The 19,239-nt window shown below is 61.2% G+C and carries 15 protein-coding genes; 4 read left to right on the forward strand and 11 right to left on the reverse strand.

Annotated features, from left to right (window positions below; all coding sequences use genetic code 11):
• Positions 1-82: 82 nt before the first annotated feature.
• The 4 genes from PSH79_RS10375 to PSH79_RS10390 form a co-directional block, all read right to left on the reverse strand.
• On the reverse strand, positions 83-1,534 hold the full coding sequence (locus PSH79_RS10375) for a curlin (RefSeq protein ID WP_305442495.1): 1,452 nt from the start codon (positions 1,532-1,534) through the stop codon (positions 83-85).
• Positions 1,535-1,561: 27 nt separating this feature from the next.
• Positions 1,562-2,026: a curlin gene (locus PSH79_RS10380; protein ID WP_305442497.1), complete on the reverse strand. Its 465-nt coding sequence runs from the start codon at positions 2,024-2,026 to the stop codon at positions 1,562-1,564.
• A 72-nt stretch (positions 2,027-2,098) separates the two neighbouring features.
• A complete protein-coding gene (locus PSH79_RS10385; RefSeq protein WP_305442499.1) occupies positions 2,099-4,330 on the reverse strand; it encodes an Ig-like domain-containing protein in 2,232 nt (743 codons plus the stop codon).
• A 35-nt stretch (positions 4,331-4,365) separates the two neighbouring features.
• Positions 4,366-5,712, reverse strand: coding sequence for a hypothetical protein (locus tag PSH79_RS10390; protein WP_305442501.1), 1,347 nt, complete (start codon positions 5,710-5,712; stop codon positions 4,366-4,368).
• A gap of 398 nt (positions 5,713-6,110) precedes the next feature.
• Here PSH79_RS10390 and PSH79_RS10395 point away from each other — a divergent pair, with 398 nt between their 5' ends.
• The 3 genes from PSH79_RS10395 (at position 6,111) to PSH79_RS10405 (ending at position 10,794) form a co-directional block, all read left to right on the forward strand.
• On the forward strand, positions 6,111-7,559 hold the full coding sequence (locus tag PSH79_RS10395; RefSeq protein ID WP_305442503.1) for an ATP-binding protein: 1,449 nt from the start codon (positions 6,111-6,113) through the stop codon (positions 7,557-7,559).
• Between the two features lie 342 nt (positions 7,560-7,901).
• Entirely contained in the window at positions 7,902-9,395 is a 1,494-nt protein-coding gene (locus PSH79_RS10400) for a HAMP domain-containing sensor histidine kinase (protein WP_305442505.1), read from the forward strand.
• Positions 9,364-10,794 (forward strand): sigma-54 dependent transcriptional regulator, encoded by a 1,431-nt coding sequence (locus tag PSH79_RS10405; RefSeq protein ID WP_305442507.1) that lies wholly within the window; start codon positions 9,364-9,366, stop codon positions 10,792-10,794. Before PSH79_RS10400 ends, PSH79_RS10405 begins: the two co-directional genes overlap by 32 nt.
• Positions 10,795-10,871: 77 nt before the next feature.
• Here PSH79_RS10405 and PSH79_RS10410 read toward each other — a convergent pair whose 3' ends face one another.
• On the reverse strand, positions 10,872-11,219 hold the full coding sequence (locus PSH79_RS10410) for a hypothetical protein (protein ID WP_305442509.1): 348 nt from the start codon (positions 11,217-11,219) through the stop codon (positions 10,872-10,874).
• Positions 11,220-11,416: 197 nt separating this feature from the next.
• On the opposite strand from PSH79_RS10410, the gene PSH79_RS10415 reads away from it, so the two are divergent.
• The gene (locus PSH79_RS10415) at positions 11,417-12,214 is read left to right on the forward strand and encodes a class I SAM-dependent methyltransferase (protein ID WP_305442511.1); all 798 of its coding nucleotides are present in this window, start codon (positions 11,417-11,419) and stop codon (positions 12,212-12,214) included.
• A 153-nt stretch (positions 12,215-12,367) separates the two neighbouring features.
• Here PSH79_RS10415 and PSH79_RS10420 read toward each other — a convergent pair whose 3' ends face one another.
• The 6 genes from PSH79_RS10420 to PSH79_RS10445 all read right to left on the reverse strand — a co-directional run bounded on the left by PSH79_RS10420 (position 12,368) and on the right by PSH79_RS10445 (position 19,231).
• On the reverse strand, positions 12,368-13,060 hold the full coding sequence (locus PSH79_RS10420; RefSeq protein WP_305442513.1) for an N-acetyltransferase: 693 nt from the start codon (positions 13,058-13,060) through the stop codon (positions 12,368-12,370).
• Positions 13,057-14,247 carry a GNAT family N-acetyltransferase gene (locus PSH79_RS10425; RefSeq protein WP_305442515.1) on the reverse strand — a complete coding sequence of 397 codons (1,191 nt, stop codon included), beginning with the start codon at positions 14,245-14,247 and terminating at the stop codon, positions 13,057-13,059. The genes PSH79_RS10420 and PSH79_RS10425 overlap by 4 nt, the downstream gene beginning before the upstream one ends.
• Before the next feature lie 4 nt (positions 14,248-14,251).
• Entirely contained in the window at positions 14,252-14,941 is a 690-nt protein-coding gene (locus PSH79_RS10430; RefSeq protein WP_305442517.1) for an N-acetyltransferase, read from the reverse strand.
• 68 nt (positions 14,942-15,009) lie between these two features.
• Positions 15,010-16,929, reverse strand: a complete 1,920-nt coding sequence (locus PSH79_RS10435; protein WP_305442519.1) for a hypothetical protein — start codon at positions 16,927-16,929, stop codon at positions 15,010-15,012.
• Positions 16,926-18,233 (reverse strand): lipopolysaccharide biosynthesis protein, encoded by a 1,308-nt coding sequence (locus tag PSH79_RS10440; protein ID WP_305442521.1) that lies wholly within the window; start codon positions 18,231-18,233, stop codon positions 16,926-16,928. The genes PSH79_RS10435 and PSH79_RS10440 overlap by 4 nt, the downstream gene beginning before the upstream one ends.
• Positions 18,230-19,231: a polysaccharide deacetylase family protein gene (locus PSH79_RS10445; protein ID WP_305442522.1), complete on the reverse strand. Its 1,002-nt coding sequence runs from the start codon at positions 19,229-19,231 to the stop codon at positions 18,230-18,232. The genes PSH79_RS10440 and PSH79_RS10445 overlap by 4 nt, the downstream gene beginning before the upstream one ends.
• Positions 19,232-19,239 lie beyond the last annotated feature (8 nt).

The following is a 19,239-nucleotide window of genomic DNA, read 5'->3' on the forward strand; positions in this document are numbered from 1 at the left end:
ACGATTTTAAACGCTACGCCAAACATATAAAAAAACCGCGACCCACTTCACCAGAGAATCGCGGTTCATCAACACCCAACCCTTACTGCTGCAAAACACTCGCCTGGTTAGCCGACCCGAACTGTTGAATATTCGCCGTCTGCGTCATCCCGCTCTGGTCCACATTGGCAATGTTCCCCGTCCCGCCCTGGGTCACGTACGCCACGTTCATGGTGTCAGCCTGTTTGACCGTGATCATGTTGTCGCTGCCATACAGCTGCGCGGTGTACGCCTGGTTGCCAGTCCCGGATTGATCGAATTCGGCGCTGTTGCCAGTGCCGTTCGACGAGCCCTGGATCAGGTTGGTGGTGCCGCGCTGATCGGAGATCAGGATGTTGTCGCTGCCGTTCTGATCGAAGTACAGCTCGTTGTAGGAATCAGCCTGTTTGACCGTGGTTTTGTTGCCAGTGCCGGTCTGGCTGGTGGTCATGATCTGGCCGACCCCATCCTGGGTGAAGTTGGCGATGTTGCCAGTGCCGGCCTGAGTGACGTTGGCGCGCTGGTTGCTGCCGAATTGGCCGCCGGTTTGCGGGCCTTTCCAGTTGCTGGCGTAGACCTTGTTGTCGTTGCCCACGGAGGTGGCGTTGAGGACGTGGCTGTCGCCGTTCTGGTAGGTGAAGTGCACGTTGCCGTTGCCGACCTGGTACAGCGCCAGTGTCGAGTTGACCGACTCGAACTGGTCGGCATAGATCGCGTTGGTGTTGCCAACCTGAGTGACGGCGGCGGTGTTGTTTTCGCCGAAGCTTTGGTCGACCACGGTTTCGTTGCTGTCGCCGTATTGGTTGACGGTGGCCTGGCTGGCGAGTTGTGCGTCTTGCCAGATCTCGGTGCCGTTGAGGTTACCGAACTGGTTGATGGTGATGTTGCCGCCGGTGCCGTCGCGCTGGTCGCCATAGGCGTAGTTGCCTTCGCCGGCCTGGTTGATACCGATCTGCCCGCCGCTGTGGGTGACCTGTTCGGCGGTGCCGTAGTTGGCGGTGCCGTATTGGGTGATCACCGAGCTATTACCGCTGCCCTCATAGAGTTGCTCGATGTTGGCTTCGTTGCCGTCGCCGTATTGGAAGGTTTTGGCTTCGCTGCCGTTTTGCGAGTCTTGATAGACGAACGAGAAGTTGCCGGTGCCTTGCTGTTGTTGCAGGGCCTGGTTGCCGGCGCCGAAGCCCAGTGACTGGCTGGCGTGGCTGGTGTTGAACGCGCCGGCTTGTTGCTGAGTGATGACACCGTTGTTTTCGAACAGTTGCTCGGCGTAACCGGCGTTGTAGTCGCCGACGGCGTCCTGGGTGATGACGCTAGTGGCGTTGTCTTGCACGGCGGCGGCGTTGTTGCCCTGGCCCAGTTGGGTCTGGGTGGTGGTGCTGAACGGGGCCAGGGTCTGCTTCACATCAGCGATGTTGGCAGTACCGGCCTGGCTCTGGGTGGACAGGCTGTCGTCGGCCATGGCCTGGGCACTGATCATGACCAGGAGGGCGGCGGTGAGGGGCGTCAGTTTGAACATGATTAACTCTCCGATGAGTGCAGTGCTTTAGCGATATTGCTTGACCGAAACGCTCATGCCGTTGCCCGACTGGGTCACGGCGCTTTGCAGCCCCGCGCCGGCCTGCTCGATGCTGGCGTCGTTGTTGTTGCCGTTTTGCGAAATCTGCGCGCGGTTGTGGCTGCCGTTTTGGGTGATCGAGGCGGCGTTGCCGGAACCGTTCTGGGTGATCAAGGCCATGAGGTCGCTGCCCTGTTGCAGGATGTAAGCCTCTTGATTGCTGCCCGACTGCACGATCCGCCCAAGCAGCGACTGACCGTTCTGTTGCAGCAGCGCGAGGTTGGCCTGGCCGATCTGCTCGATCAGGGCTTGCTGACCCACCGGGGGTGGCAGCTCGCCGAGGTCGGTGCTGGTGGGCGCCAGGTCATCGTTGTCCATCAGATCGTCGGCGCGCGCGCCTGCACTGCTGCACAGCAGGAGCAGGCAAAGCAGGGCGGCGGTCGGCGTGTTCATGGCGGAAAACCTCTTGGGCAATAAGCGCTCCAAGCCTGGCCCCACCCACCCGAAAGTGGGTGGGGCGCAGGTTCAAAGTGTGTTCACCGACACCGTGCGCACGGTGCCCTGGGACGAACGGATGGTCGCGGTCGGATTAGCCGATGGCACTATCAACGTGTTGGCCAGCGTCAGCCGCCAGCGGCCGGTCACCGGTACCGTGGTCGTGCCCAAAGTGACCAGCCCGGTCGGGGTGGTGACCTGCACGGTGATGGTGTTGCCGGTGGTCACCGAGGAGGTGCCGGTGAAGTCCCAGTTGAAGCGTCCACCGGAGCGTGCCTGCACCGTCGAGGCGGTGACCGTGAAGGTCTCCGCCGCTGGCCGTGGCGAGACTTGCACCGTCACCGTGGCCGACGTCGACTGGGCGCCGAAGCTGTCCCGGGCGATGTAGGTGAAGGTGGTGGTGAACGCCGTGGTCACGGTGGCCGGTGGGGTGTAGGTAATCACCGTACCGTCGGTGCTGACCGTACCGCGGCCGACAGCAGGTTGGGTCAGGCTGGCGACGCCCAGCGGCACGTTGCCTTCCGGATCGGTGTCGTTGGCCAGGACGTTGATCGGGATCGCCACGCCCAGTGTCGCGACGCTGTCGGCGACTGCGGTCGGTGCCCGGTTGGGCGCGACGGTGATGGTCACGGTGGCCGGTGCCGCCGAGGCCAGACCTTTGACGTCTTGTGCCTTGTAGGTGAAGGTCGTGGTCAATGGCGCGTTCACCACGGCTGGCGGGGTGTAGACCACAGCGGTGGAGCCGCTAAGGACGACGGTGCCCTGGCCGGCGGCCGGTTGGGTCAGCGCGGTGATGCTCAGCGGCGTGTCGCCGTCGGGATCGCTGTCGTTGGTCAACAGGCTGAGGGTGATCGGCACGCCGAAACTGGTGCTGCCGGCGTCGGTATTGGCGATCGGTGGCTGGTTTTCACCGGTGTTCGGCGCGGTGCCGACTACCTCAACAGCCTCGGTGTCGCTGCCGCCGGCGGCGGATTTCACCGTCACGATGGCCGGTGGCTGGGTCAGGTCGGCGATGGTGATGCGTTGCAGGGTGCCGGTTTTCGACAGACGTCCGTAACCCTGCGCGACCATGTCCGGCACGGCCACTTCATCGGTCGAGGTGGCCTCGATCAGCAAGCTGTGATTACTCCAGCTGTAGCGCGCGGTCTGTATTTTCACCACGTCGGTGAGTTTGGCCGACACGGCTGTAGGCCGCGTGGTGCCGGTAGGGTTGGTGGCGGTCACCACCACTACTGGCGGTACGGCGCCGGCGCCCAGGCGCTGACCAAAGAACAGGCCGTTGTTGTCACCCAGCAGACTGGTCTGACAAGGCGTCGGCGGCGGGCCGGGGAGCAATGCCACGGTTTCCCGGAAGCACAGCGCCGAGCTGCTGTCAGCCTTGGCGAAGACTTCGGCACGCACGCCAGCGGCAGTACGGTGATAGGTGGCGCGGTCGATTTCCACCTGAGTTTGCTGACGGTTGTCGAGCACCTTGCCGGACAGACTGAAGATATTGGACTGGATCGTGCCGGCGGGACCGGTGATGCGTACGAAGTTGGTGTCGAACGGGCTGCCGGTCACCGCCTCGGTGAGATTCGGATCGCCAACGAAGGTTTCGGTGGCGCCGGTGTCCGGGTTCACCTCGGTATAAGGGCCGTTGACGCTGCGCAGGAACGGGCCGATAGCTCCGGTCAGCGCACCACTGAAGTTGCCCGGGGCACCGATGCCGATGTCGCGGGTGATGTTGATCGCCCGCCGACCGGGAGTGGTGACATTGACCGTCTCCACGCCGTAAGGGTGGGTGATGGTGTACGTGCCAGCGGTGGGTACCGAAACCCGAATGCGGATCCGCGCAAAGCTCGCCTGATCGCCATCGACCGGGTTCTCCGACGCGAACGCCGCTTCCATTGCGGCCACGTAGGCTTCCAGTTCATAACCACTGTTACCGACTTGCGGGATGGTGGCTTCCGCCAGGAACCAGAAGGCTTCCGGTGGCCAGTTATCGGGGAAGATCATCGGCTGGGTATCGTCGTAGATCCCAGGCTCGGCCAGCAAAATACACATGTAGGCCGGTGGTGTGCTGACAGGCACTCGCGAACTGGCGGCGCGCGACTGGCACAGCTCCATCGACAGCAAATTGTTGTCCTGGTACCACATCGGGAATTTCCCGGTGGCGAAGGTGTAGGGGCCGGGGTCGACGGCGGCGAGTTGCGCATAGGCACTGCCGGTCAGCGAGAGAGCGAGCCCGAGCGCGTTGAGCGCAAAGCGTGGCCACTTGTTCATGATGCCTCCTGATACGGATCTGGGCATGTGAGCGTTCATTGCACGATGACCACTTCTTCGGTATCGCTGCCGCCGTTGGACGACGTCACCCGAACCTTGGCCGGTGGTATCGGCGAGATCCCGGTGGCCAGGGTTTTCACCGCGCCGTCACCGCTCAGGGCGCCAATGGCGGCACCACTGAAGGAGCTGGCGGTGAGCACCGGCGGCGAGGTCTCGTCACTGGTCGAGGCGACCAGCGTCAGTTGCCCGGAGCTGAGGCTGTACTCGGCGCGCTGGATCACCACCAGGTCGGTCAGGGTCATGGGCAGGGTGGTTGGCGTGCTGCTGGCGATTGCCAAGTGGTTGTCGGCGGTCACTTGCAGGGTGGTCGGTAAGGTCGGGTTGGCTGCCGATTGCGCGTACCAGGCACCGGTGGCGTTGGCTTCGGTCATGTTCAGGACCGGCGTGCTGCTGGTGACGGCCACAGTGCCCGGCGCGGGCGGAGCTTTCACAAACAAGTCCTGCTGGGCCACCGGTGCGCTGTCGCCGGCTTTGCGCGAGTAGGTGCTGCGCTCCGTGATCATCGGCGTTGGCCGCACTACAGTCGACAACTTGCCGGAGACGGCGAAAGTGGTCGAACGCAGATCCAGACCGTTAGGGCCTTCGATCCGCACGTAGTTGGTGTTGAACGGGCTGCCGGTGACCGCTTCGTTGAGGTTAGGGTCGCCGACAAATTGCTCGGCGGCGCCAGTCACCGGGTTGGTCTCGGTGTATGGGCCGTTGACGCTGCGCAGGAATGGGCCAATGTCTCCCTTGAGCGCGCCGTCATAGGTTTTCGGCGTGCCGATACCGATGTCGCGGGTCATGTTGATCGCGCGCCGGCCGGGGGTGTCGATGTTGAACACGTCGACGCCGTACGGGTGGGTGATCACGTAGGTGCCGGCGGTGGGTACATCGACGCGAATGCGGATACGCGCAAAGCTGACCTGATCACCTTCTATCGGTTCTTCGGCGGCGAACGCGGCTTCGATGGCGCTGACGAAACCGAGGTCGATCCCGCGTGCGGCATCGATGATGGTGGTTTCGCCGGTGAACCAGAATGCTTCATCGGGGAAGTTGGTCGGGAAGACAATCGGCTGCGCGTCATCGAACACACCGGGCGTCGGCAGCAGTGTGCACATGTACGAAGGCGCACCGGGAGCGCTGGGCACTCGCGAGCTGAGCGCTTTGGACAGGCACAGATCCAGAGTGCGGCCGTGGGTGTCCTGATACCAACTGGCGAAACCGCCGTTGGCGGGCGTGTACGGACCCGGATCAACGGCGAACAAAGCGGCCTGGGCAATGCCCTGGGCCAGGGCGCTCACGACCAGGACGGTCGCGGTTTTGGACAGTAAAGGGTGCATGAGTTAATCCCTCTATCAAAGTACCTGCCCCTTGGGGGTGGGTCAGTTGCAGAGGGCCTGTACACCTTCCATGCCAAGGTGTGGCGAAAGTGCCAGAGAGGGCTGGATTAGAGGGCTTGCGGAGCTTGGAAGTAAGTTGGAGGTTCGGTCTGGACAGGGCGCCAGTCCCCAGGATTGGGGGCGGTGGGGATGCAAAAACTGTGGGAGCGAGCCTGCTCGCGAAAGCGGACTTGCTGCGAAGAAAGTGTCGACTGACGCACCGCCTTCGCGAGCAGGCTCGCTCCCACAGGGTTCTGCGGTGTTTGGCGACTAGCGCAATCGGGTAGATGGCCCCGCATCCGGGCAAAGCCCCAACCGTGGGCTATAACCCTATAGGTAAGTATCGGGAAGTCGCCGCCATGAACATGCAGTCGAAATCGCTTCCAGTCGAGGACCGCAATCTACGGTTGAGCTCGCGCACGATGCCGTTCAACCTGTTGCGCTGGTTTTCGCTGATCAGCATGGCCGTGATCGGCACTGTGGCCGTGGCGCTCGGTATGGTGTCGACACGGTTTGTGATCGACGAAAGTGTGCAGCGCGATGCCTTGCTCACCGCGCAGTTCATTCAGGCCATCGCCTCGGCCGAAGTGCGGCATGTCTCGATTCCCAACGTGCGGACCATGGGCGAGTTGCTCGATTCACGCTTGGACAAGGATTTTCCCGACGTTGATCCGGCGGCCCGGGCCAATGCCCGTGGGGAGTTTCTTGATCACATCGAGCACCTGCCGGATGTCATCCTCGCCAATATCTACGCCCCCGATCGATTGGTGATCTGGTCGACGAATCCGCAGCTGACAGGCACACGAATTCATGCCGACGAAGACCTTGATCGCGCCTTCGATGAAAAAATTCCGGTGTCGGCCAGTTATCACAACGTCGACAAGGCGCGCGAGGAGCAGAAATTCGTTACACCGCCGGACTACATCTTTATCGAAAACTACATTCCACTGTTCGACTCTGAAGGCAAGCATGTCACGGCGATGGTGGAAATCTACAAGGAACCCAAGGACCTGATTGCCCGTATCGAACGTGGGTTGACGCTGATCTGGCTGGCCACCGCGCTGGGCGGCGGGCTGATTTATCTCGGGCTTTACTGGATCGTGCGGCGCGCGGCCATCCTGCTCGCGGCACAGCAGAAACAACTGATCGCCAATGAAACCTTTGTCGCGCTGGGGGAGATGTCTTCAGCCGTGGCGCACAGCTTGCGCAACCCGCTGGCGACCATCCGTTCCAGCGCCGAACTGGCGCTGGAGTTCGACGCCGGCCCCGCGCAGAAGAACATCAACGACATCATCGGCCAGGTTGACCGCATGTCGAAGTGGGTGCGCGAGTTGCTGCAGTCGCTGCGCCCGCTCAACGATGACCCGGAACCGGTGAATCTGGTGGCGGCGCTGTACGAGAGTCTCGTGGCGTTCGAGCAACAGATAGCCAGGGCCGGCGTGCAAGTGGTGTTTCAGCCGCAAAGTACGCCGATGGTGATGAGCCAACCGATGCAATTGATGCAGATCCTCAACAGCCTGTTGGCCAACGCGCTGGAGGCCATGGACAAGGGCGGCACATTGACCGTCAGCCTCGAACCGAGCGGCGACCGAAGTGTGTGCGTGGTGCTCAGCGACACTGGCAAAGGCATGAACGAAGAACAGCGCACCATGGCTTTCCGGCCGTTTTTCACGACCAAGGCGGGTGGCCTCGGCGTCGGTCTGGTGCTGGTCAAGCGCATCATGGAACGCTTCGGCGGCGGCGTGACGTTGGACAGCCGTGAAGGCGAGGGGACCACGGTACGCCTGGCGTTCCAGCTCGTCTCCTGATCCCCGATCCCCGTTGGCAAACCCCCATCCCCTCACCACAAGAAAATATGTTTGCCCCAAAACATTCATGAATTTCCCCCACCAATGGGTGCCACGCCCCAGTTACCTGGGAGTGGGGACACTCACAGTGCCGCCAAATCCATGTGATCTCGGGACATGAGTTTCTGGCGAGCTAATTGCAGAACACAGTCAATGACTGATGAGGTTCAGACCGGCGTTTTCGTCAGCCCCTGCAAGTCGTGCGCGGTGAAGGCGAAATAGCATCACTGAATCGTATGGCGCGGTCAGAGCGACCTACACTCATGCAGTAACCGGCTCAATCAAATACGCCAGGGCATTCCTATGCAGCAACTGGAATCACCAACAACACTTGCGTCGGCGGCATCGCCGGCAGTCTGCAAAGGTTGGCGGACGCAGTTCAATCTGCTGCGCTGGTTCTCGCTCGCGAGTTTTTTCATCATCGCCGCCGTAGCGGTGGGGCTGGGCTATATCTCCACGCGGTTTGTGGTCAACGAAAGCGTTGCGCGTGATGCGCTGTTGACGGCGCAATTCATTCAGGCCATCGGCGATGCGGAAATCCGCCACGCCGGAATAACCCCCAAACGCACCATGGGCGAAATGCTCGACCCGCGTCAGGACAATGCCTTTGCCGACGTAAAACCGGGCTCACGCGCGGCGGCGCGTATCGAGTTCCTCGATCATGTCGAGCACTTGCCGGATATTTTGCTCGCCACGGTGTATGCCGAGGATCGCACGGTGATCTGGTCGACCAACCCCGAACTGATCGGCGTGCGTATCGAAGACGATGATGAGTTGGATGAGTCGTTCGAGATGAAAGTGCGGGTGTCCTCCAGCTATCACAAGATCGACGACGAGAAACCCGAGCAGCAGTTGTTGCGCGAGCCCAAATACTTGTTCATCGAAAACTACATTCCGATGTTCAACGCCGACAAAACCAAAGTGGTCGCGATGGTCGAGGTCTACAAGGAGCCGTCCGACCTGGTCGCCCGGATCGACCGTGGCTTCGCTTCGATCTGGGCGGCGACGATTCTCGGTGGCGCCGCGATTTATCTGGGGTTGTTCTGGATCGTCCGCCGGGCGGCGCAGTTGCTACAGAGCCAGCAGCAACAACTGATCAGCAATGAAACCTTTGTCGCGCTGGGCGAGATGTCCTCGGCGGTGGCCCACAGCCTGCGCAATCCGCTGGCGACCATCCGCTCCAGCGCCGAACTGGCGCAGGAAGTCGCCAGCGCCGGCGCGCAGCGCAATATTGGCGACATCATCAGCCAGGTCGATCGCATGTCACGCTGGGTACGTGAATTGCTGGTGTCACTGCGGCCGATGGGCGAGGAGGGTGAGGCGGTGGATCTGGTTCTGGCGGTCGAGGACACCCTTGGCGCGTTCGACGCTTTGATCAAACGCAGCGGGGTCGAGGTGCGTTTCAATCCGCAACCTTGCCCGCCAGTCGTCAGCCAGAAGGTGTTGCTCACGCAGATCCTCAATAGCCTGTTTGCCAACGCCCTGGAAGCCATGCCCAAGGGCGGTGTGCTCAGTGTCGAATTCGAAACACCGCAGGCCGACAGCGTGCGCATGACCCTCAGCGACACCGGCAAGGGCATGAGCGCGCAGCAGCAACTGTTGGTGTTCAAACCGTTTTTCACCACCAAGCAGGGCGGCCTCGGCGTTGGCCTGGCGTTGGTCAAAAGAATCATGGAGCGGTTTCAGGGCTCGGTCGTCTTGACCAGCAAAGAGCAGGAGGGAACCCGCGTCAGTCTCAACTTCAAAGTGGCATCGGGAGGGGAATATGGAGCACAGCATTCTGCTGGTCGAGGATGATGAACTGTTGGCCGAAAATATTCAGACCTACCTGGAGCGCAAAGACTTCGAGGTGACGGTTTGCCATTCGGCCGAAGACGCGCTGGAGCAATTGGGCAGCTTCATGCCGGACATCGTGCTGACCGACAACTCGCTGCCGGGCATGAGTGGTCATGATCTGATCCAGAAGCTGCGCATCAGCGCGCCGGATCTGAAAGTGATCATGATGACCGGCTATGGCAACGTCGACGATGCCGTGGTGGCCATGAAGGAAGGCGCCTTTCATTACGTCACCAAACCGGTTGCCCTGCCGGAACTCAAACTGTTGCTCGACAAGGCCCTGGCCACCGAGCGCATGGAGCGCACGCTGTCGTTCTATCAAGAGCGCGAGGCGCAGAAGTCCGGGATACAGGCGCTGCTCGGCGAATCGGCACCGATGCAATACCTGAAAAACACCATCGGCCAGTTGCTCGACGCCGAGCGGCGCATGGCCAACACGGATCTGCCGCCGGTGCTAGTCGAGGGCGAAACCGGCACCGGCAAGGAACTGGTGGCCCGCGCGCTGCACTTCGACGGCCCGCGCAGCAAAGGTCCGTTCATTGAGTTCAACTGTGCGTCGATCCCGTCGAATCTGGTCGAGTCGGAACTGTTCGGTCACGAGAAAGGCGCGTTCACCGACGCCAAGGATCGTCGCGTAGGTTTAGTGGAAGCCGCGGACGGCGGCACACTGTTTCTCGATGAAGTCGGGGAAATGGATCTGCTGTTGCAGGCCAAGCTGTTGAAGTTGCTGGAGGACCGGACGATTCGCCGGGTCGGTTCGGTGAAGGAGCGCAAGGTCAATCTGCGGGTGATCAGCGCCACCAACTGCAACCTTGAACAAATGGTCCAGCAGGGCAAATTCCGTCGCGATCTGTTTTTCCGCTTGCGGATCATTTCGATCAAGGTGCCGCGCCTGTATGCCCGAGGTGAAGACATTCTGATGCTGGCCCGGCACTTCCTCGCCAGCCACGGCAAACGCTACGGTAAGCCGAACCTGCATTTCAGCGATCAGGCCGAAGAGCTGCTGCTCAGTTACACCTGGCCGGGCAACGTGCGCGAGTTGCGCAACATGCTTGAGCAAACCGTGCTGCTGGCGCCGAGCGACACCATCGCCGCGCATCAGTTGAACGTGTGCATGAGCCTGGTCGACGAACCGCCGCTGCACCTGCACGAAGTGCCGACGCATTACGAACCACGTCCAGCGAGCAATACCGAGTCGATGAACCTGCCGGAAGTCGAGCGCGACATGGTGCGCAAGATGCTCGACAAGACCGACTGGAACGTCACCAAATCCGCGCGCCTGCTCGGCCTGAGCCGCGACATGCTGCGCTACCGTATCGAAAAGCTTGGTCTGGCCAGGCCGGATAAACGGCAGTGGTAAAAAGGGTGACCGCCTGAACACCCAAACCCCTGTGGGAGCGGGTTTTGTGGCGTCTGGTTAATACTTGGTAAACAGGATCAATGCTGCTGCCGACTCAGGCACTCCAGCACACAAGTCGGATCAAGCACCTCGTCATTCACATAAATCCCGCGCTCGGCATCGTACGTGCGGATAAACACCCGCACCGTCGCATCCGCCACGGTCGGCAATTGCGAGTCGGAGAACTCCTGTCCGCCAGGCACAACCACAAAGTCCTGCGGCGCGGTGTCATCAAAGGGGCGCGGTGGCGTAGCGTTCAGCGAATACGGGGCAGGGTGGGCGAAGGGCTGGTTCGGCCCGTAGTAAACGAAATTGCTGTCCAGCGCTTGCGCCGAAGTGGCGGCGAGCAGACAGCCGGTCATCAACAGCCGATTAATCATTTGCATGGCGGCACCTGCGAGTGCGGTTTTCCCCAAGGCTATTAACTATAGCCGCCCCACAGAAATCCAACGTAGGCGCTGCCGCGGGCCCGAGCCTGCGGCAGCGCCCACACGAGATGGATTACAAGTTTGCAACAACCGCCATTGCCGGGCTGATCTAGACTCTGGGCCGCTCAATCACGAACATTCGTCCGGAGTGCGCCATGGAAGTGCCCAACCATAAAACCGCCATCGAGAGCAATCGACAGGCGTGGAACGATTCCGCCCGCCATCATCAGGATTCGCCTGACTGGCAGGCGCTGCTGAACGACGTCGCACTGGCGGATTTCTCCTGCCTCGATGAGACTTTGCGCGGGTTGCTGGAGGTCGACGGCAAAGATGTCATTCAACTGGGCTGCAACAACGGCCGCGAGAGTCTTTCGCTGTTTGCCCTCGGTGCGCGGAGTGTGGTGGGGGTCGATCAGTCGTCGGCGTTTCTTGAACAGGCCCGCGAACTGAACAGTCGCTCCCCGCACAGTGCCGAGTTCATCGAAAGCGATATCCATCAGTTGCCAGCGTCATTGCAGAACCGCTTCGACGTAGCGCTGATCACTATTGGCGTCCTTAACTGGATGCCGGACATCGGCGAGTTCTTCCGCCATGTCGCCTCGACCCTGAAGCCGGGCGGGAAACTGGTGATCTATGAAACTCATCCATTCCTGGAGATGGTCGACCCTGACGCCGAGGATCCGTATCGCCTTGCCAGTTCCTACTTCCGCGCCGAGCCGTTTGTGCAGGAAGAACCGATTGTCTACGTTGGCAAGGTTGAACAGCAGGCGGCGAAGTCGTACTGGTTTGTGCATACCCTGGGGGCGATTTTCAGTGGCGCCATTGGGGCAGGGCTGAACATTGCGCATTTCAAGGAATATGCGCATTCGAATCGCGAAGAGGTGTACGACCAATACCTGAACCAGGAGGCGCAGTTACCGTTGTGTTTCACCCTCGTTGCCACCAAGGGCTGAGATTCATCAGCGCGGCTAATGGCCTCATCGCTGGCAAGCCAGCTCCCACAGATTTTTGTGTCGTACCAAAATACCGAGTACACCTCAAAACGCTGTGGGAGCTGGCTTGCCAGCGATGGCGGCATCAAAGCCGCCACACATTTCCAGATTGAATCAAGCCTGCGCCGCCGCCGTCACTACCGGTCTCTCCGGCTTGCGCAGCGCCTCCAGTCTCGAGCTGCTGTAGTGCGATTCGCGGAAGAAACGCCAGTGCCCGAACAGGTCGTAAACATGTGTGATACGTCCTTGTTCCTGATAGCCCAAGCGAATATGCATCTTCAGGGCCTGTACATTGGCGTTGTCGCAGATATCCACCACTTTTTTAAAGCCTCGGGCAGCCATGACTTGCCACAGTGCGGTCTGTGCATCGACGGTCAAGCTAGTGCCGAAATATTGCCGGGTAATTTCGGCACCGAACTGAAAGTATTCACCGGGCTTGACCGGGAACGTGCAGCGGTAGAAGTGGCGGTCGTAATAGTCGCGAGTGCTGGCCCAGACGAACCCGACGGTGTGACCGTCCTGGTCCAGGTGCATGTGCCCCGTATGCCCTTCAGCGGCCAACTCGGCCATGGTCTGCACGCGGTCACCAAAGTACTTGCTGAATGCCTTGGCGTTCTCCTCGGTGATGTCGACTCTGCGCAAGCCTTCACAAGGGCGCAGTTTGTGTGGGGCAATCGGCGTGACCAGGTCGCGCTCCATCCACAGCAATTCACGGTGAGCGAAGACGTAACGTTTCCACAGCGCGCCAAGGGTGCGGCGCAGGCCTTTTTGTTTGATGCGCAGAAGCAGATTTTCGATGACGCTCATGATGCCCTCCGAGGCGCTAGCCCAGGTGTGTTGGATGGTGTTGCCGGTTGAGTTTCGGATATGTTCGCCGCTGTCGAGTTGCCGGCACGCGGTGCGCGCCATTTTTGCAGGGCCGGTTTGACGTAGTGCCAAAGGCGTAGCCCCAGGCCCAGCAGCAAACCGCTCGGGCGCCACGAGTAAAAACTCCAGCGCCAGTGTTCCAGTTGCCCGGTCATGCGTTCGTGCAGTTGATGGCTGGAGTTTTCCAGGCTGACCCGTGACGCATCAATCCAGCGCCAGCGCTCATCCAGCCCCCAGCGAATCCATTCCTCCAGCAACACCCGGCCGCTGCCGAGGTCGGCGTACTGCGGCAAAAACGCCAGGTTGTAATCGTAGAGCCGACCCTGCTCGAGGAGGCCGAGGCGATAGCTGATGCAGCGGCCGTTCAGCTCCAGTGTCACGACCCGCACCAGGCCTTGAGCGGCGAGGGCGGTGAAAGCGCTTTCCATCCACTGACGACTGCGTTCGGTGGCGAAAATCCCGACGCCCTCGTCACCTTTCCAACTGACCGACTCGACTTCCTGCAGCGCTTCTAAAATCGTAGGCATCGACAGCGCATCGGGGATGATTCGCCGCACTTGCGCACCGCATGCGGCAATCCGTTTGCGCGCCCGACGCAGCTTGTAGCGCGGGTCGCCGGAGATCTCCCGATGATCGGCGTCGCTGATCAGATGCACTGGCACCCGGCAACTCAGGCGTCGTTCAGCCTTAGAACTGCGCGCCATCCATTCGGTGAGCGCACTTTCTTCACCGGCAGGTTCCGACAGTTCGTTAAGTTGCAGCAGCGCATGAGGCAGACGCTCACGGATCAGCACCAGCGCCTTGTGCATGTCTTCGCTGCCGAGCAACGACAGCAGGGCCAGGCGATCGGCCATCGGGTAACCCAAGTGATGCAAAACGCGAAACGGCACGCCAGCGAAGCGTTCGCGGCTGGCCACCAGTGGCAGGCACAGATGCAAATGTTCTGCGTCCCAGCCGAGCAGAATGTGCAGGCGCTGATCCTCGCCCAGGGCCTGCTCTGCGGCGCACAACCAGCCAAGAGTGTTGAACGGCGTGTGGTCGGCCACGTGCAGGCGCAGTGCCTCGTAGGCCGTCGCCGGGAAGTCGGCAGCGCACAGGGACGCGCGCCATTCGAATCGCATCACCATGGGTTCAGGCCGCCGTTGCTGTGACAGGTGGACGGGAATTTTTCTGAAGTGCTGCCAGGCGCGAACCGCTATAGCGGGTTTCGCGATAGAAGCGCCAGCGGCCGAACAGCGTGTAGATATTCATGATCCGCTGTTGTTCGGTATAGCCCATGCGCAGGTGCAGCTTGAGCGCCGGGATGTTGCTCGACTCGCAGACATCGACCACTTTGCTGCAGCCTGTCGCGGCCATGGCTTCCCACAGGCGCACTTGCACATCGACTGACAATTCGCTGCCCCAGTAGGCTCGGGTCATTTCGCCACCGAATTCGAAGAACTCGCCGGGTTTCACCGGGAACCGGCAACCGTAGTAATGCCGATCGAAATAGTCGCGCGGCGTGCCCCAGATAAACGCCACGGCATCGCCTTGCTCGTCGACATGCATATGTCCGGTGTGACCTTCACTGGCCAGCTCGGCCATGACGCCGACACGGTCGCCGAAGTAACGGGTGAAGGCGCTGGCGTTGTCGGCGGTGATCTCCCTTACGCGCAGCGGCGGATAGGGTTTGAGGTTGTGCGGCGGCACGGGGCTGACCAGATCGCGCTCCATCCACAGCAGTTCCTGATGGGCAAAAATGTACATTTTGCGGATCTTCGCCAAGGTCGCTCGCAGGCCTTTACGACGGATATGTCCGCTGAGTTTCTGCAATACATCCATGGTTTTTTCTCCTGATGAGGGTCCCGCGCACAGCAAGAGGCTCGCGGGGCAGAACATCGAAGGGCGGTTCATGATGCGCTCCAGGTCAGGGCAAACAGGGTTTGCCCCGGCAATTCGAAACGCACGCGCCCGTTTTCGCAGGCAAACGGTATGTCGCGGCTGCGATTGTCGGCGCCGAAGAAACGCAGGGCGCTTTGCTTCAGCGGGCACCGGGCGCCGCTCAGATCAATGCGTTGCAGGCGCGTGCCTTTGTTCACCCCGAGCAGTGCGCGCTGCTCGTCGCCGGCCATCGCCAGAACATCCACCTCAAAAGCGTCGTTATCCAGTTGCAGCACTTGCGGCAGCCAATGCCGGGCGATGAATTGCTGGGCAAGGCCCACCGGTTTCAGCTCGAAGCGACCATCGTCATGTATGCGCACCATGCCCTTGCCGTAGGGCGGTTCGTCGGCGGCCTGAAACCAGTTGAGCATGCTCAGCAGTCCATCCTGAGACGCGTTGATCACCACCGAGGCCCACCACAGCGCGGTGTAATGGGTTTCCTGATCGTAGGGGCTCAGGGCTGAGCCACTGGACAGATTGGTCTGATCCAGCAGCAACGCTTTGCGTGGCTGACCTTTAGCGTCCAGCCCCACCAGGTCTGCTGCACGGCGCACGCTGTCGCGGTAGACACGGGTCGCCAGCAAGTCGCGAATCATCCATTCATGCCAGGCCAATGCATCGACTTGGTCGGCGGATTCACTGAGTAGACGTCGCGCCCAATCGATCCCGCGCTTGTCCGCTGCGTTTTCGGTGAACGGCCCGTTGACCAGCCGCGAGCTGGCCGGCATTGCGATGCGCACGCCTGCTTTGGCGTTGGCTGGGTCGCTGCGCACCTGCCGCGCCATGCTGCTGAAGATCGCCCGGTATTGTTCGTAGCTTGCATAGTTGAGATTAGGCTCGTCGGCGAAACCGATGTAATGCGTGCCTTTGCCACCCAGGGCGCGGGTGCCGGCGAGCCAGGCGTCGAGGCCGCTGTTGCTTTGTGCATCGGCGCGCAGATCGGCCTGACGCCCGGTGCCGGCGAGCAGGGTGATGTCCTGGCGAATGCCGAAGCGATTTTGATAAAGCTGACGGAACGCGTCTTCGAAATGCGGATTCTTCGAGGTGACGTCAACGAAGCTGTAGTAGCTCGCAGCGGTGGGTTTCAAGGCATCGAGTAAGGCGTGACTGGCCGGCGGCGGTACGAGGTAAGGCAGTGCGATTCCCAGATCCGGCGTGCGTCCGAGAATTTTGTCGTGCAGGGTCAGACGCGTCTGCCCCGGTTCTGACTGCAAGGGTTTGAGCTGCTGCGGATTCTGCGCAAACAGATTGGCCGTGCCATCGAGCCAGAATGCTGCTTTGCCCCTGCCTTGCAGACGCAGGCGCCAGACCTGCGGTTGTTCGCTGACGGGCAGCGCGACCTGATCGAACTGCCAATAGGCACGATAGGGTTTGAGTGCCAGCGTCAGCGTTTGCTCATCGCCGACCCGCTGTGCCTGCAAACCGCTGACGCCGCCATGGAACTTGCCGGCCAGCACCGCGTGTTCGCCGGGTGCGACTCTGAAGTACAGCTCAGTGCCGTTACGGACTTCCGCGCTGAAATGCACCTTGGCCGGGGCAAACAGCGCCACGGTTTTTTCGTCATGTTCAATCCGGTAACCGCGGAAACTGTAGCCGGGAATCTCCAGTTGATAACTTGCAGCGCCAGGTGCCAGCGGCCAGCTCTGGCTACCACGGGTTTCATTGGCCTTGATCTGCCGTTCGCCCTGCAGCTTGCCCTGACCGTCGAGCAGGTACAGATGCTCTTCGTTAGCCTCTGCCTGCCACGCGGGCACCCAGCTGACGGTCACGGTGTCCGCGCGATCGGCCTGCAGATACAAACTGCCGTCGCGGATATCGCCCCAGCGCATCGACGCCGCGTAGGCGTCCAGCGACAGGCCGAGACCGAGCAGCAGCGCCAGGCGTTTCATGCTGCCTTCCGACGTTGCAGCATCAACCACACCGGGGTGATGTCGCTGGGCAGGATGATCAAGGTTTGCCAGAACGGCACGTTGCTCAAGCGGCAATAAAGCACCTGCATCGCCACCGTCACCGCCAGATAGGCGATTGATGAAGCCGCCGCTGCACCGACAATGCCGAAGGCAGGAATCAACAGCAGATTCAGCGCCAGGTTGAGCATCGCGCCGATGCCCATCAGCAACGACACCGTGCCGGGGCGATCCTTGCCAATCAGATCCAGGCGCAGAATGCTCGCATAGCACAGGCCCAGCAGGCCGGGCAGCAACGCAAGCAGCGCCGGATACGCAGGTTGATACGCCGCGCCGAACAAGGTGATGATCAACCACTCGCCGATCACCGCCATGGTCAGGCAGGCACCGAGCATCACCGTGGCGGTCAGGCGCAGCGCCAGCGGCGTGACCTTGTCCATGCCTTTGTCCTGTTGCAGCAGTCGCTTCATCAGCGGTGTGGTGACCGCTTCCGGAACGATCAGCAACAATTCGGCGGCGGCGCTGGCCATGGCGTAGTGGCCGAGCGCGGTACTGCCCAGCAGGGCGCCGATAAACAAGTAGTCGGAGCGCAGAATGATCTGTTGAAACAGCAGATCCGGATGGCTGCGCGCACTGAATCGCAGCAGCTCGTTCTGGCTTGCGCGGTCCCATTGCAGTTGCAGCGGCTGTGCGCGTTTGAGCCACATCCAGCCCACCAGCACCACCAGGCTGATGCCGGCCAGCCAACTGATCAGCGCGGCTTCGAGGGCTTCCTCTTTCCACATCCAGAACAGCGCAAGAAACAGCAGCAGCGGCGCCAGGGATTCGATCAGACGCAGAACATTGAAGGCGACCACGCCGCCCGACGCGTTGTGCAAGGTCAGCAGCCCGCTTTTGAGCACGGTCAGTGGCACCGCCAGCAGCAGTAGCCACGCCAGCAGACCCAGTTGCATCGTCACATCGAGTTCGCTGCCGAACTCACGGGCCAGCGCGACCACCAGCAAGGTCAACAGCCCGGCCAGAAGACAGCCGAACACCAACACCTGCGCGAGCAACAAGCCCATCGGCCGCTGCTTGGCCGCTTGATAACCGACTGCCGAATTCAGCCCGCCACTGGTGGCGGCGCTGATCAATTCCGGCAAAGTGCTGAGCAGGGCAAACAAACCGCGTTCACTGGGGCCGAGAATCCGCGCCAGCAACACATTGCGCAGCAGCCGCAAGGCAATCATTGCCAGTTTGGTGCCCATGCTCAGCGCCAGATGTTTGAGGTAGCTACCGCGACTCATGGCCGTGCCCCGCGAAATATCCGCCACGACAGCAGTTGTGGATTGCGTGCGGTGCGCTGACTGACACCGAAGCGCGGCAGGTTCAGCGGATCGCCTTCACCGCGATAAATGCCAGTGCTGGTGCCCAGCGCAAACGGATAATCGTGATCGGCAATCTGCTTGCGCACGCGCTCGTCGTTGTCGCCGTTGGGGTAGCAATACACCGGCAACGGCCGGTTACAGCCGTTTTGCAGGGCAAGGCGGCTGCGGCTGATTTCTTCGCTCAGGCGCACATCGTCCAGACCGGTGAGGATCGCGTGACTGGCGCCGTGCGGGCCGAAACGCACCAGCCCGGACGCCTCCAGTGCGCGTACCTGATGCCAGTCCAGCGCTTGCGGTTGCGATTCCTGCGGGCACTCGTCGGTCAGGCGTTCCAGCTCTTGCGGTGCAAGTGACTTGAGCCCTTGCAGATAATGCAGCATCGACAGGCTGCGCCGGTCGACATCAATGTCATCCACCAGCACGGGCACCGGGTGACCGCTGGCGTGCAGGCATTCGATCAGGTGCATGCGTGCCTTTTCGCCATGGCTGCCCCACAGGGTTTCGCCCAGGCTTTCCCACCAGAAACGCTGGCGACTGCCGATGAAATCGGTGGAGAGAAAAATGCTCGCCGGCACCTGATGCTTTTGCAGCAACGGGAAGGCGTTGACGGCGTTGTCGCGCCAGCCATCATCGAAGGTCAGCGCCACCCGTGGGCGTTCGCTGCGCAGGGCATTGGGTTGAAGGATTTCCATCAGCGGCACGCAATCGAAATGCTTGCGCAACCACACCAGCAGATGTTCGAAGGCCTTGGGGCCGATGCACAGTTCATTGCGATGCGGCAGGTCGGCGGCGCGGTCGTTGGCCAGTACCCGGTGCAACATCAGAATCACCCCGGCGCCCTGCAATTGATTACGCCCAACGTGCGAGTTGAGATAGAGCCAGCCGCTGGTGCGTTTTATCAGTTGTTTGATCGCCATGGCATGAG

Origin of the sequence: Pseudomonas sp. FP2196 (assembly GCF_030687715.1) — a bacterium.
Lineage (GTDB): Bacteria > Pseudomonadota > Gammaproteobacteria > Pseudomonadales > Pseudomonadaceae > Aquipseudomonas.